The organism is Sphingobium sp. S6 (assembly GCF_905120495.1).
Lineage (GTDB): Bacteria > Pseudomonadota > Alphaproteobacteria > Sphingomonadales > Sphingomonadaceae > Sphingobium > Sphingobium agri.
Window position 1 is genome coordinate 66,697 of record NZ_CAJHOG010000008.1, and the last position, 13,509, is coordinate 80,205.

10 protein-coding genes are annotated in these 13,509 nt (G+C 63.0%); 7 read left to right on the plus strand and 3 right to left on the minus strand.

Going from position 1 to position 13,509, the window contains the following annotated elements:
• Positions 1-46: 46 nt before the first annotated feature.
• Positions 47-2,203, minus strand: a complete 2,157-nt coding sequence (locus tag SPHS8_RS16715) for an alpha-amylase family protein (protein WP_201531107.1) — start codon at positions 2,201-2,203, stop codon at positions 47-49.
• A 218-nt stretch (positions 2,204-2,421) separates the two neighbouring features.
• Between SPHS8_RS16715 and SPHS8_RS16720 the strand changes: the two genes are divergently transcribed.
• The 5 genes from SPHS8_RS16720 to SPHS8_RS16740 are packed head-to-tail and all read left to right on the plus strand — an operon-like array spanning position 2,422 to position 7,981.
• Entirely contained in the window at positions 2,422-4,134 is a 1,713-nt protein-coding gene (locus SPHS8_RS16720) for an L-lactate permease (protein WP_201516546.1), read from the plus strand.
• Between the two features lie 4 nt (positions 4,135-4,138).
• On the plus strand, positions 4,139-5,455 hold the full coding sequence (locus SPHS8_RS16725; protein ID WP_201516547.1) for a glycerate kinase type-2 family protein: 1,317 nt from the start codon (positions 4,139-4,141) through the stop codon (positions 5,453-5,455).
• Between the two features lie 26 nt (positions 5,456-5,481).
• Positions 5,482-6,267, plus strand: a complete 786-nt coding sequence (otnI, locus tag SPHS8_RS16730) for a 2-oxo-tetronate isomerase (protein ID WP_201516548.1) — start codon at positions 5,482-5,484, stop codon at positions 6,265-6,267.
• Positions 6,264-7,205: a 2-hydroxy-3-oxopropionate reductase gene (locus tag SPHS8_RS16735; protein ID WP_236575233.1), complete on the plus strand. Its 942-nt coding sequence runs from the start codon at positions 6,264-6,266 to the stop codon at positions 7,203-7,205. Before otnI ends, SPHS8_RS16735 begins: the two co-directional genes overlap by 4 nt.
• On the plus strand, positions 7,202-7,981 hold the full coding sequence (locus SPHS8_RS16740; RefSeq protein ID WP_236575234.1) for an SDR family NAD(P)-dependent oxidoreductase: 780 nt from the start codon (positions 7,202-7,204) through the stop codon (positions 7,979-7,981). Before SPHS8_RS16735 ends, SPHS8_RS16740 begins: the two co-directional genes overlap by 4 nt.
• 52 nt (positions 7,982-8,033) lie before the next feature.
• Here the strand turns inward: SPHS8_RS16740 and SPHS8_RS16745 are convergent, their stop codons facing one another.
• Entirely contained in the window at positions 8,034-8,879 is an 846-nt protein-coding gene (locus SPHS8_RS16745) for a cyclase family protein (RefSeq protein ID WP_236575235.1), read from the minus strand.
• A gap of 27 nt (positions 8,880-8,906) precedes the next feature.
• On the minus strand, positions 8,907-11,153 hold the full coding sequence (locus tag SPHS8_RS16750; protein ID WP_201531111.1) for an alpha-amylase family protein: 2,247 nt from the start codon (positions 11,151-11,153) through the stop codon (positions 8,907-8,909).
• Between the two features lie 154 nt (positions 11,154-11,307).
• Between SPHS8_RS16750 and SPHS8_RS16755 the strand changes: the two genes are divergently transcribed.
• Positions 11,308-12,102, plus strand: coding sequence for an IclR family transcriptional regulator (locus SPHS8_RS16755; RefSeq protein WP_201516552.1), 795 nt, complete (start codon positions 11,308-11,310; stop codon positions 12,100-12,102).
• 153 nt (positions 12,103-12,255) lie between these two features.
• Positions 12,256-13,479, plus strand: a complete 1,224-nt coding sequence (locus SPHS8_RS16760; protein ID WP_201516553.1) for a hypothetical protein — start codon at positions 12,256-12,258, stop codon at positions 13,477-13,479.
• The last annotated feature ends 30 nt before the right edge of the window (positions 13,480-13,509 follow it).

The following is a 13,509-nucleotide window of genomic DNA, read 5'->3' on the forward strand; positions in this document are numbered from 1 at the left end:
TTGGATGGGGGAGAGGCGGTCAGCCGCCTCTCCCCCGCTCGTCCTTTCAGATCATAGTGAGTTGCACCGCCTCGAACGTATCGACCGGCGGCAGATCGAACCACAGATGATCGCGGTCCCCCGCACGCTGCTTGCCCTTGACCGCCTTGCCAGCCACCAGCATCCGGGCTGTGCCGCCTACAGGACCACGAACGCCAAGCTTCAGCCCCTGGGCGATCACCGGATCGCCATAATGGGTGTTACGCTGGCCCGAATAGTTTATGACGTGGACCAGCATTTTGCCCGCAGCGGGTTGCCGCATCGCCATCATCTCGATCGGGCCTGCGCCTTCCAGAAGAAGGGGCGGCGGTGGGGCGTAGCGAGCGATCAGGCTTTCGAAAAGCACGCGATGCGCGTCGATTCCGTCACGATAATAGAGCCAGTCGGGCAGCCATGGGATATGGACATGATGCCCCTTGCCATAAGCCATGACCAGCGCGCCCGCGTCGGCACGCGCCGTGTCACCAGGCCGGGCGTAGGAAAATTCGGGGGGGCCGAAGCGCTGGTCCGGCGCGAACGGGATCAGGCTTGTCGCGCCGCTGCGGGGCGTCACCGGGAAGAATGTCTCGTCGATTGGCATCCGGCCTGGGCCCATGGGAATGGCCGCCTTGCTCATGTCGAGCGACCAGCCATGGCCGTCGCGCGGTTGGCCAAAGCTGCCTACGGGGCTTGATTTCATTGCCGGAATGCTGCGCGGCTTGCCGTCCTTGCCCAGCGCGCCGGTATAGCCAGTGGCAATGATCAAACCACCTGCTTCTACGAAAGCATCGAGCGCGGCGGCGTCACCTTCATCAAGGGTCATGATATGCGGCATGATGATGACATCATAGGCCCTGTCGCGGGTGGCCTTGGCCACTTGCATACCGTTGGTCATCCAGAATGGCAGGCGCGCATCGACTAGCGCCTGATAGGCGCCCCGCTGCGCATTGTTGCCATAGCGGGCCAGTCCCGTGCCAGCCGGCTGGAAGATCGAGCCCATATTGTAGAGCGCGATGCGTGCGCCCGGCTCCAGTCCTGCATAGTGCTGCTCATTGGCGGCATGCCAATGATAGAGGCGCGAAATCGGCGGCAGGAAACGCGGGTCATCCTGATCGCCCAGCGTCCCCATCAGATAAAGATCGAGCTTGGCTCCAGTCCCAAGTGCTTGGGCAAAGCGCAGCATGTGGTTTTGCGTGCTTTCCGTCACCTGCCGCCATGGATAATCCATATGTGCGGTCGAGGTGGCGGAAAAAGCCTTGCCTGGCGCCAGCGCCATCAAGGCTCGCGTCTGTTCACCCATGGCGTGCGGCCATTCCGGCGCCTTGCGCGAAACGCGCCGCTGCACCTCTCCGCGCGCGACGACGCCGCCGAAAAAGTCCATCAGCGGCACGTTTGGACGTGCTGTCTTGATGATGTCGCGCGCTTTGGCCGAAAGTTCCGCCATGATGCGCGATTGGAACTGTTGATAGGCGCCCCAGTTGGGATCAGTCCCGTCTTCGGTTCGGGGTAGTTCCAGCTTGTACAAGTCACGGAACCGCCGCTTGCAATTGTCGCACACGCAAATGCCGTGATCGACGTCGGAATAGTCGGTTCGGACAAAAGCCGTCATGTTGAAGAACAGGCCGTCGACATCGTGCCGCTCGACCCCTTCCTTCAAGATTTGCAGGCTGTAATCCTGCGCCCAACCGCCATTTGGGCATGCCTGGTAAGTCCCGGCATATTCGCGCGGAGTGCCGTCGCGGTTGCGCATGAACCAGTCGGGATGCGCGTCAAAAGCGGGCTTGGTCACCTTGGAGAGGTCGAAGCGCCCGATATAGGCGAGACCTTCCGCATGCGCGGCGGCGACCATTTCACCCGCGAAATCGCTTTTCATGAACGGGTTGCGATAATGGAGCGGCAGCTGAGTGGGATAAAATGCGACGATCCCGCCGATATTCGACACGATGACATTCGCACCGAAAGCGCGCGTTTCGCGGGCGATCGTCCGAGGGTCTTCCAGCGCATCGATCTCACGCAGATTAGTCTGGAGGATGCGATATTCATGCTTCCACCATTGCCGCCGATCAAAGCTGCCAACGTCTGCGGCGGCCCAGCTCTGAATGGGAAGGGCGCTCGCCATCGCTGTTGCGGGCAGGGCGCGCACAAGGTCGCGGCGCGAAATCCCGCCGTTCGCTCTCAACTTCATGCTCGTCACGCTCCCGATTGTTTCGAACTCCCCATGTCCATTCTGCTCCGGCAAAGCGCGATGGACAATCATCCGGCAAACTGCATTCCGTCCTGTGGAACGCATGCCGTTCAACGGCGAATATGTTCCGCATCGCGGAAAGACGAGTTTCGTTCGCATGCTCTCCAGCCTAGCGACCGCTGACCGAGGGTGCTGAACCCGCGAAAAGCTGCGGCGCGATGGGAGCGGAAGTTGATCGGGAAAAGGGCAACGGTGGCGCAATGATCTGGGCGCAGAATTACGATCCGTTCGGCAACGGCCTGTTGTCCGCACTTGTCGCCGCCATTCCTGTCGTCGTGCTGCTTGGCGCTATCGGCCTGTTCCATGTGCGCGCGCATATCGCAGCGCTTATGGGCCTGGGTGCAGGTCTGGCGGTCGCAGTGCTCGCATTCGGCATGCCTGCGGGGCTGGCCCTTCGCGCTGCTGGGTTTGGCGCGGCTTATGGACTGCTGCCGATCGGCTGGATCGTGCTCAATATCATCTTTCTGTATCAACTGACGGAGACGACCGGGCAGTTCCATGTCCTGCGCGGGGCGATCACGTCGATCACGGCGGACAGCCGGTTGCAGTTGCTGCTCATCGCCTTCTGCTTTGGCGCCTTTTTCGAGGGCGCGGCAGGCTTCGGCACTCCGGTCGCGGTGACGGGCGCGATGCTGATCGGGCTTGGCTTCACGCGCTTGCAGGCGTCCGGGCTATCGCTGATCGCCAATACCGCGCCTGTGGCGTTCGGCGCGCTTGGGACGCCGCTGGTCACGTTATCCGGCGTGACGGGTCTTCCTTTGCTTGAACTGTCGGCGATGGTCGGGCGGCAGATGACGCCCTTCGCTATCATCGTGCCCTTTTGGCTGATGGTGGCATATTGCGGGTGGCGGCGAACGATGGAAGTGTTGCCCGCCGTGCTGGTCGCAGGCGTCAGCTTTGCAGTCGTGCAACTGCTCATTTCCAATCTTCACGGTCCCTGGCTGACCTCCATCGGCGCGGCGCTTGCCTCGATCGCTACGCTGATCGGCTTCCTGCGGATATGGCAGCCCGCGCGCATCATGCATGTCAATGAGGCAAAGCTCGCTGCGGGAGACGAGCGGGACGTGGCAGCGACGGTAGATGCGGCCCATGCCCAGCCGCTGCATGATCCTGCCGCAGTCCGCCGTGCGTGGATGCCGTGGATCATCCTGACCGCCTGCGTCTTCCTGTGGGGTCTGCCCTTCATGAAGCAGGGCTTGGACGCCATCTTCGCGCTGCGCCTGCCCTTCGCCGGGCTCGATGGCGTGATCCAGCGACTGCCCCCCGTCGTGACCGCGCCGGAATATGAAAAGGCGGTTTATAATCTCAACCTACTCTCAGCAACGGGCACCGCGATTCTGGTCGCCGCGCTTGCCTCCGCAGTGCTTCTGGGTGTGCCTGCGCGGACGATCGGCCTTGTCTATCTGCGGACGTGGAAGCTGGTGCTGCCCTCGCTGCTCACCATCGCGGCGATGCTGGCGCTGGGCTATCTCACCCGATATGGCGGCATCGACGCTTCCATGGGGCTGGCCTTTGCGGCGACGGGCGTGCTCTATCCCTTCTTCGGCACGATGCTCGGATGGCTGGGCGTTGCCGTGACCGGATCGGATACGGCGTCGAACGTGCTGTTCGGCGGATTGCAGAAGATCACCGCCGAACAGCTGAACCTGCCGCCCGTGCTGATGGCGGGCGCGAACAGCGCGGGCGGGGTCATGGGCAAGATGATCGACGCGCAGAGCATCGTCGTCGCCTCTACCGCTACCCAATGGTTCGGGCAGGAAGGCCGCATCCTGCGCCATGTCTTCCTTCACAGCCTGGTGCTGGGGGCGCTCATCGGTTTGTTCGTGATGCTGCAGGCCTATGTCTATCCCTTCACCCTGCTGGTGCCCTGACGGCATGGGCGACCTTCCACAAGCGGCAGCTACCCGCGCGCTGCTGAAAAATATTTACGTGGAGGCGCTGGACGCCGTGCGCGGGGAAAGGCTGGTCGAAGGGCTGGGCATCCCGCAGGGCGACCACTGGCGCATCCGCCACCGGGGCAAGGCCATCAACTGGCCCTTGCACCCGGAAGGCCGCATCTTTGTAATCGGTGCGGGTAAAGCGGCTGGCTCCTTGGCGAGGGGTCTTGAAACACTGCTCGGGGATCGCCTTTCGGACGGCTGCGTCATCGTGAAGCATGGCCATGCCGAGCCGCTGACGCGCATCCGACAGCTACAGGCGGGACATCCCATCCCTGATGCGCAAGGAGTCGACGCGACTGCCGAGATGCTGCGCACGGTCGAAGGGCTGACAGAGCGCGACAGCGTGATCGTTCTGCTGACCGGCGGTGCGTCCGCCCTGATGGTCGCGCCCATCGAAGGCGTCACGTTGCAGGAAAAGGCGGCGGTGACGGACATGCTGCTGCGATCCGGCGCGTCGATCGAGGAGATCAACGCCGTCCGCAAGCGACTGTCGCGGGTGAAGGGCGGTGGGCTGCTGCGCCATCTCCAACCTGCATCTGTGCTGACCCTGCTGATATCCGATGTGCCGAGCGGCAACCTAGACATGATCGGATCAGGGCCGACCTTCCCGTGCAGCGCGGATTTTACGGATCCGATGGCGATCCTGGCGCGCTATGGGCTGGAGCAAGCGGTGCCCGCATCCATCCGCCATGCGCTCGCAAAAGAGATGCAGGCTCCTCCTGAACCCGCAGGGCGCCACGAGGCGCTGATGCTGGCGGACAGCGCCATGCTCGTCGAGGCGGTCCACGGCATCGCGGCGCGGGAGGGGCTGAGCGCTTACGATGTGGACGCGGGAATGGCGGGCAACACGCATGACGCAGCGCTGAGGATGGCAGACGCCTTGCGGGCCGTGCCGCCGCAGGATCGCCCTGCGTTGCTTGTGTCGGCCGGTGAAACCACCTTGCAGGTGAAGGGCGACGGGCTGGGTGGGCGCAATCAGGAGTTCGCGCTGGTCGCAGCCTTGGCGCTGGCCGGGGAGGGCAATGCCGCGCTGCTCGCCGCTGGGACCGATGGCACCGATGGGCCGACCGATGCGGCGGGGGCGTTTGCCGATGGCGCCCTGCATGAACGAGCGCGGGCAGCTGGGCTCGACCCGGCAGAGATGCTGGCGCGCAACGACAGCTACCGCTTGTTCAAAGCGACCGGCGACTTGGTCCATACGGGGCCGACGGGAACGAATGTCATGGACCTCGTTCTGGGCATGGCCTTCTGACCGGAACGAATTGAGAGAGAAGAGATATGGTAAAGCTGGCGGCCAATCTGTCGATGATGTTTCAGGACCTGCCGTTCCTCGACCGCTTCGATGCGGCAGAGGCGACCGGCTTTTCCGGCGTCGAGTTCATGTTTCCTTATGACCATAACCCAGCCGACGTGGCGGCGCGCGCGCAAAAGTGCGGGCTGGAGGTCGTTCTGTTCAACCTGCCCGCAGGTGATTGGGCAGGGGGAGAGCGCGGCATTGCGGCGCTTCCTGACCGGGTCGAGGAATTCCGCGCGGGCGTGGCGAAGGGGCTGGATTATGCCCGGACGCTAGGCTGCCCGCGCCTGCATCTGATGGCCGGAAAGGCGCCTGCCAGTGCCGAATGCCGCGCCGCGCTGGTCTCGAATATCGGGTATGCCGCCGATCTGGCCGCAGCGGACGGTATCGAGATACTGATCGAGCCTATCAATACGCGTGTCGATATTCCCGGCTATTTCTACAGCACCACTGAGGAAGCCCTGTCTGTCATGGATGAGGCGGCTCGTAGCAATGTCCGCCTGCAATATGACATCTACCACATGCAGATCATGGAAGGAGATCTTGCCCGCACGATCGAGCGGCTGCTGCCCCGGATCGGCCACATGCAGTTGGCCGACAATCCGGGCCGCGCCGAACCGGGCAGCGGGGAGATCAACTATCCCTGGCTGCTCAGCCATATCGATGCGCTGGGCTATGATGGTTGGATCGGGTGCGAATACCGGCCTGCGGGCGACACGAAGGCGGGCCTTGGCTGGGCACGCGATTATCTCAATTCCAGGAGGGCATGACAATGAAGATCGGGTTCATCGGCCTTGGCATCATGGGCCGTCCCATGGCCGGGCATCTGCAAGCGGCAGGGCACGCGATCTACAGCTGCGCCAATCGCACGCCGATGCCCGAAGAGTTGCGTGAAGGTGGCGCGATCGCATGCGCCACACCCGCGGCGGTGGCGGCAGAGGTGGACTGCCTGATCCTGATGCTGCCCGACACCCCGGACGTCGAACACGTACTCTTCGGCGCGGGCGGCGTGGTGCAGGGTGTGAAGCCCGGCACGACCATTATCGACATGAGCTCCATCGACCCGATCGCCACGCGCGATTTTGCGGCGAGGCTTGAAGCATTGGAATGCAACTATGTCGACGCGCCGGTATCCGGCGGCGAAGTGGGCGCGAAAAATGCCGCCCTGACGATCATGTGCGGAGCGAAGCAGCATGTGTTCGACAAGGTCCGGCCTCTGCTGGAACTGATGGGCAAGAATATCACGCTGGTCGGTGACGTAGGCGCGGGACAGGTCACCAAGGTCGCCAATCAGATCATCGTCGCGCTGAACATCGAAGCAGTGTCGGAGGCGCTGGTCTTCGCATCGAAAGCGGGCGCGGACCCCGCACGGGTGCGCGAGGCGCTGATGGGCGGCTTTGCGGCATCACGCGTGCTGGAGGTGCATGGCCAGCGCATGATCGATCGTACATTCGATCCCGGCTTCCGCATTCGGCTGCACCAGAAGGATCTCAATCTGGCGCTGGCGGGTGCACGCTCGCTGGGCATATCGCTACCCGCCACGGCGAATGCGCAGCAACTTTTCAGCAGTTGCGTTGCGCACGGCGATGCGGAAAATGATCACAGCGCGATGGTGACGGCGCTCGAACGGGCTGCTAACCACTTGGTGAGTGGTTACTCAACCGCAGACATTTCTCACACCCATAGCTTCTCCGGAGGATGCTCATGACCAACAATCGTCTTAAAGACCGCCGTATCATCGTGTTCGGCAGCGCGACCGGGATCGGCGCTGCCACGGTCAAGCGGCTGGCCGCAGAAGGTGCACGCGTTTGCGCCGCCGACATCAACGTCGAAGGCGCGACGCAGGTGGCGCAGGAAGCAGGCGGCGAGACTTTCGCCGTTCATGTCGACATCTCCGATGAAGCTTCGGTGCAGAAGGCAACTGAGGAAGCGGTGAGCCGTTTCGGTGGCCTGGATGGCGCGCACATCAACGCGGCGGATCTGCGTGTCATCATGGAGGATAGCGATGCGCTTGCCATCGATCTCTCCACCTTTGACCGCACGATCGCGGTCAATTTGCGCGGACATCTGCTGTGCACGCGCGCCGTCGTTCCGCACCTCGTCAAGAGCGGTAAGGGGGCGATCGTCTACACGAGCTCCGGCTCGGCGCATGGCGGCGAGCCGACGCGTCCCTGCTACGCCATGGCCAAGGCGGGCGTGAACGCGCTTGCACGCCATGTCGGTGCGCGCTGGGGCAAGGAAGGCATCACCGCCAATGTGCTCGCACCCGGCTTCACCGTCACTGGCGAGATGAAGAAGGCGATGGAAGCGAATGCCGAAGAAGCGACCAAATGGGCCGACTATTTCATGGCGCGCACCCCGCACACGCGTCTGGGCGAATCCGAAGACCATGCGGGCGTCGTCGCCATGTTGCTTTCAGAGGATGGCCGCTGGATCAACGGCGCGATCTATGACGTCAATGGCGGATCGCTGATGCGCGCTTGACGACACTGGCTGCGGCGCTCGCTCCTGCACGGGCGGGCGCCGCAGCGCTTGTTCAATAAAGCGCAATCACGCGCGCGGGCATGCCAGTGGCGTTTTCCAGCGGCGCCACTCCCGCGAACAGCAATCCGCCTGCAGCAGGCGCGCGGTCGAGATTGGCCAACCCCTCCAGCGCCCAGCGCCCGCTCCGCAGCCACACCTGATGCACGGGAAAGGCGGGCATGGCCTCGCCCGCGTCGATCGACATGGCGTCAACGCCAATTCCCCGCACGTCGCGTTTCATCAGAATGTCCATCACTGCAGCGTCGAAGCCGGGGCTCTTGCGCCGCTCGGCCGCAGGCAGGCTGCCGTAATTGGCGAAAGCGCCCAGCGGGTCCCAGCCCGACAGCATCGCGACGCAGGAACCCTCCGGGATGCGGCCATGGCGACGTTCCCAAGCTGCGATGTCCCGCGGTTCGACCCGTGCGTCACGGTCTGCCTTCGCTTTTTTCCTGATGTCGATGACCACCAGCGGGACGATCAACTGGCTGATCGCCATGTCTCCGACCGATGCTCCGTCCGGCGCGAAGTGGCGCGGCGCGTCGAGATGGGTGCCGGTATGTTCGACGATGGATATGCGGTTGAGCGCCATGCCTGCCTTCGTGCCTGATCCCTCCACGGCCTCCATGGAGAGGCGGCCCGGCGTGAAGGCGAAAGCGCGCGTCAGCCGGTGCGTGAGGTCGAGGATATGCAATTGCCGTCCATGAAGCGGTAAGCTCGTCTGGTCCGGCATCACTGCGGCGGCGTCGGCAGGCGATGATGTGCCGAGGGTGAGCGCACCCAGCGCGCTCAGAGCTAGCATGTCGCGGCGGTCGATCACGGTGGCTGGTTCTTTCTTGAGGAAAGCGTTGGACAATTTCACGGCGGCGGATTGGGAAAAGCTGCAAAGCTAAGTCAAATCGATCGCGACCACTTCATGGAAGTCGACGTGCGGCACCTCCACCTCGACCCAGCCATTCGCCGCGCTGTGCGCAACGTCGCCCCCGGCCGTCAACAATCGCGCCTGCGCCGCACGCCTACCTTCAGGCAGTTGCAGACGGATGCGAAAGGGCCCGGTGCGGATCGCCTCGCGATAGCTGCCACGCATCGCCATGGGATTGTTGAGGTTGACGATATGCGCGGTGACCGACCGTTCCTGCCGCCAGCAGGCGATGTCGAGGAGGCCGGGCCCATCGATCTGCAAGGGATGCGCTTCATCATGCGCCCAGTTGAGCATGGTGCGCAGCAGTGTCAGATGATCGCCATGGCCAAGCTCCGCAAAGCTGCGATCGAGGTCCATCGGCAAATAGACGACGCGCCCGCGCCCGACCTGACGGCAAATCGCCATGGGTATGTCGGTCTCTGTCCGGTCGGTGAAGACCCGCTCCATCGGCAGGTCCGGATAGCTGGGGACGAGCGTCAAGGCGACATCGTGCTGATCGCGCGCTGTGACGGGCAGGCGGAACAGCGGGCCGATGGTCCGGCTGATGTCGCTCAGTCCGGCCATGGCCGGATGCGCGTGGCGCAAGGTGAGGTATGCGTTTCTCAGCGGCCCTTCCGCCTTGCCTGCGATGGAGCAGCCGAACAGGTCGGCGAGGCCGAAATCAGCCCGCTGCCGTCCTTCACCGTCATAGAGCGAGGTCTGGTAGGTTGCGACGACGCTGCCGCCGCGCGCTACGAAGGCACGGATCTGATCGCATTGCTTGTCCGAAAGCACCGCCGCGTTGGCAAGGATGATGGTGCGAAAGCGCGACAGGCTGTCGCCGTCCAGGAAATCCTCGTCGACGAGGTCGAATGGCACGCGGCCTTCCAGCGCGGCCTGGTAAAAGCCGTCGCCATGCTCCTCCAACTTTCCGCGCCCGGTCCAACCGCCAAGATAGGCGGTGGTCCTAGGCGTATGAACCAGCCCGACCCGAGCCAGATTGCGGGTGTTCCGCAGATAGGCTTCATTGGCATGGTGCCAGCCGTAGATTTGCCGGACGACATCCATCCAGCGGCGATCCAGGGGTTTGGCGTTGAACTTGGTGATCCAAGGGCGCGCACCCTGGGCGATCGCGCCAGCGGCCCAGATGCGGATTTCCGCCGGGCTCTGCACTGAGTCCTTCCAGCGATAGGCCTCCTCCACCCCCACCGAAATGATGTGGCCGACCGGCTTGTCCTTCATGAAAGCGCGCAGTTCGCGCGTGTAGCGGCCCGCCCCCCAGACCTCCGGTCCGGTTCCCCAGGGAGAGCCATCCGATGACCGCGCCTGACGGTCGCAGAAAGCAAGCGGCAGACGTTTCGACAGGGCTGGGCCATTGAGATCGACCAGACCCCGGCGATCACCGCCTGGAATGAAGAAGGCTTCTCGCCGGTGCTTGCGCGCTGCCGCATTCCACAGGTCGATTAGGGAGAAGAGCCGATCTTCGACCCATGCGGCATAGCGTCGCCCCTCCGGCTTGGACGGGTCCGGATCGAGCGGGATGTCCTGCCCAGATGCCGCGCGGTAGAGCGTCCGGCAGCTTTGGCAATAACAGGTGCCGCTGCCGTTCCAGCGATTGCCGAAGAAGCCGTCCACTGGATAGCGCCTGGCGATCTCCTCGATCACCTTGGGCATCAGATCGAAATTATAGGGTCCGTAGGCGCAGGTCAGGGTGAGGTCCGGCGCACTGCCATGCCGCTTGACCTTTCCGTCGGGGCCGGTCAGCGCCCATTCGGGATGGGCAGCGGCCGCAGCCGCGTTCATCGCGTGCGGATCAATGCGGGCGAGCACGCGGAGCCCGAGTGTCTTGCATGCCGTGACCATGTCGCCGAACGGATCGACGCCCTTGCCGACCCCCTGTGCCATGCCATGATAGGGGATGGCAGTCGGATAGAAAGCGATGCCGCCCCCGGCGCTAAGGCACACGCCATCAGCGTGAATCTGCCGGAAATAGTCGGTCCAGAATGTGGGATCGTAGCGTCCCGGATCATCTTCTGTGAAGGCGAGTTGGAACCAGCGCATCGGGCCGCTCGCCCAATCAGGAGGCGTAGCGTTGCCCAACCGGCGCGCGAAGGCAGGCTCGATACCGGACAGCAGGACGCCAGCACCCAATGCGAGCGCTGCGCGGCGATCGAGTGGCAATATGTCGGGCATCATCTCTCCTTGCGGCGATGAAGTTAACTCAAGCAGCGCCATCTACAATTCATCATCCCATCATACGGAACATCCCGATCGAGCGTGGTCCTTGTCCACCCCGCAGAAAATATATCGACAAGCTTGGGCAAACAGGTCATACCAGTTGACAGGTTGTCGCTCGTGCGGTGGTGATCAGGCAAGGTGAGGAACAAGCGTGACCGATAGTCAGCAAGAGCCCGAAGACGGCCTGCTAGGGCGAGTTCAGTCGCTGGTGCGGGCATTTGGCATTCTCGATGAACTGGCAAAGAGCGACAATATGACGCTCAGCGACCTGTCCCGCGCTGTCGGCCTGCCACGATCCACCACCCATCGCCTGCTGACGACCATGGAAGCGCTACGCTATGTGGCTTTTGATCGACGAAGGAACGGCTGGTCCATCGGGGTGCAGGCTTTCACGGTGGGGGCCGTGTTCGCGCAAACGCGGGACCTTGGGCAACTGGGCCGTACGATCATGCGATCACTGATGTCCGAAGTGCAGCATTGCGTGAACATCGCCGTGCCGGAAGGCGCTGGCATCTGCTATGTCGGTCAGGCTGCGGCGAACGGGTTCCGCCAGACGGCGGCCCGGCCAGGCGCCGTCCTACCGCTGCACACGACGGCGTCCGGCAAGGTGTTGATGGCGCAGTGGTCCAGGGCCGAGTTCGACCGCTATCTGAACAGCGCGCCGCTCAAGGCCCGCACCGCGCGCAGCATCATCGATGGCGACCTGCTCCGGCGGGAGATGGCGGACATTCATATGCGCGGCTATGCGCTCGATGATGAAGAGCATAGCGACGGATTGCGCTGCGTCGCGGCGGTCGTGAACGATCGCTATGGCCTGCCGAAGGGATCGCTGTCGATTTCGGATCGATCATCCCATCTGGCCCGCGCGCGGCTGGATGAGTTAGGCCCGGCGCTGATCAGCGCGGCACAGCGGATGAGCATGGAAATCGCTGCGCAGAGTTTCTGACGAGCGGTCTGAAGCTGTCGTTTAGGGTGACTTCCGTCATTTGAGATCATTTCTGCCGGGTTGATGAACAGAAACGCCGTGGCGTGCCCTAGATCCACTGCGGAATAAGAAGCGCAGACGCAAGCGTAACAGCGCGAGGCGGCAGGATAGAGGATGATGAAAGATATGAGGGCTCATGGCCTAAAGAGGTGCGCCGCGACGGGATCGCTGGCGGCGGCCAGCCTGCTGATGTTGGGCGCGTCCACGCCGCAACCGCAGAGTTTCTCCTTCGCGCTGACCAACATCTATGTGGCGGCCTATGAGGATGAAAAGGCGTGCCGGGGCTTGTCGCTAAGCTCAGCCGACCTATTCCTGAAAAGCCTGCCTCCCGCTGAACGGGCGAAATATGAAGCCCCTGAAAAGGTACAGGAGCTGCACAAGCTGATGGGCGAGCGGCTCGGCTTCAAGATGGTGCCGACAGGCAAGGATTCCGGTTCCAACGGCAGCATGGCGCGCCTGACCGAGGCCGAGCAGCAGGCATTGCGGCAGAAATATAACATCCCGAAAGGCAAGGGAATTCCTGCCTTTCTCGGTACGCGGTTCGCCTATGACAGTTGCACCAATCCCGAAGATTTCCCATTCATGGAAAAGGGGAATGAGGATTATCGCGGGCCTGTCGCCTATGGCATCGATCTCGATGGCCGCAATGGCAAGGAGGATTATGTCGGCCCGGACCAGCAGCCCGGGGTCGACAACCAGCTGATCCGCGCGGTTGGATGCACCTTTTCGACGCGCGACTTCGGTACGCCGAAGGTGGCGGATAATGTGATCACGTCCATGTCTTCGCCCACGCTCGTGGAAGTGAGCGGCGTCGACGATCCAGCGAATGACGATGATGTGACGGTTCGCCTTTACGCCAGTGCCAGTCCGCTGGAGTTGTCAGGTGCGGGCAAGCCGTTGGCTTGGGCCAGCCTGGACGTCGATCAGGATCGCCGCTTCATGGCGCAAGCCAAGGGGAAGATTCGCGATGGCGAGTTGATCACCGAGCTGTTTGACCTGCAGGTGCGGCTGCGCGAACAGATCATCGACAGCTATCGCGAACTGCGCCAGGCGCGCATCCAGGCGAAGATCAAGCCCGGCGAAGCGATCGAAGGTGGCATTTACGGCTATCACACGCTGGCGAGCATTGAGGATAACTATCACCAATCGACCCAGGTCGGCGCCAATCTGACACGCATGTCCTGCCCGGCGTTGATCAAGGCGGTGCGCCGCTATGCCGATGCCTATCCCGACCCCAAGACCAGACGCAACAGCGCCATCTCGTCCGCGCTGCGTTTCAAAGGCGTGCCCGTCTTTCTGATCAAGCCGCAGCAGGTGGCGTCAGGGAGGCAACCATGATTGGTCCGCTAAATTCTTCACGTGTTCTTC

Bases quoted from the DNA above. Each gene is read 5' to 3' on its own strand.
- SPHS8_RS16715 (WP_201531107.1), bottom strand. From the start codon at position 2,203: ATGAAGTTGAGAGCGAACGGCGGGATTTCGCGCCGCGACCTTGTGCGC.
- SPHS8_RS16720 (WP_201516546.1), top strand. From the start codon at position 2,422: ATGGGAGCGGAAGTTGATCGGGAAAAGGGCAACGGTGGCGCAATGATC.
- SPHS8_RS16725 (WP_201516547.1), top strand. From the start codon at position 4,139: ATGGGCGACCTTCCACAAGCGGCAGCTACCCGCGCGCTGCTGAAAAAT.
- otnI (WP_201516548.1), top strand. From the start codon at position 5,482: ATGGTAAAGCTGGCGGCCAATCTGTCGATGATGTTTCAGGACCTGCCG.
- SPHS8_RS16735 (WP_236575233.1), top strand. From the start codon at position 6,264: ATGACAATGAAGATCGGGTTCATCGGCCTTGGCATCATGGGCCGTCCC.
- SPHS8_RS16740 (WP_236575234.1), top strand. From the start codon at position 7,202: ATGACCAACAATCGTCTTAAAGACCGCCGTATCATCGTGTTCGGCAGC.
- SPHS8_RS16750 (WP_201531111.1), bottom strand. From the start codon at position 11,153: ATGGCGCTGCTTGAGTTAACTTCATCGCCGCAAGGAGAGATGATGCCC.
- SPHS8_RS16760 (WP_201516553.1), top strand. From the start codon at position 12,256: ATGATGAAAGATATGAGGGCTCATGGCCTAAAGAGGTGCGCCGCGACG.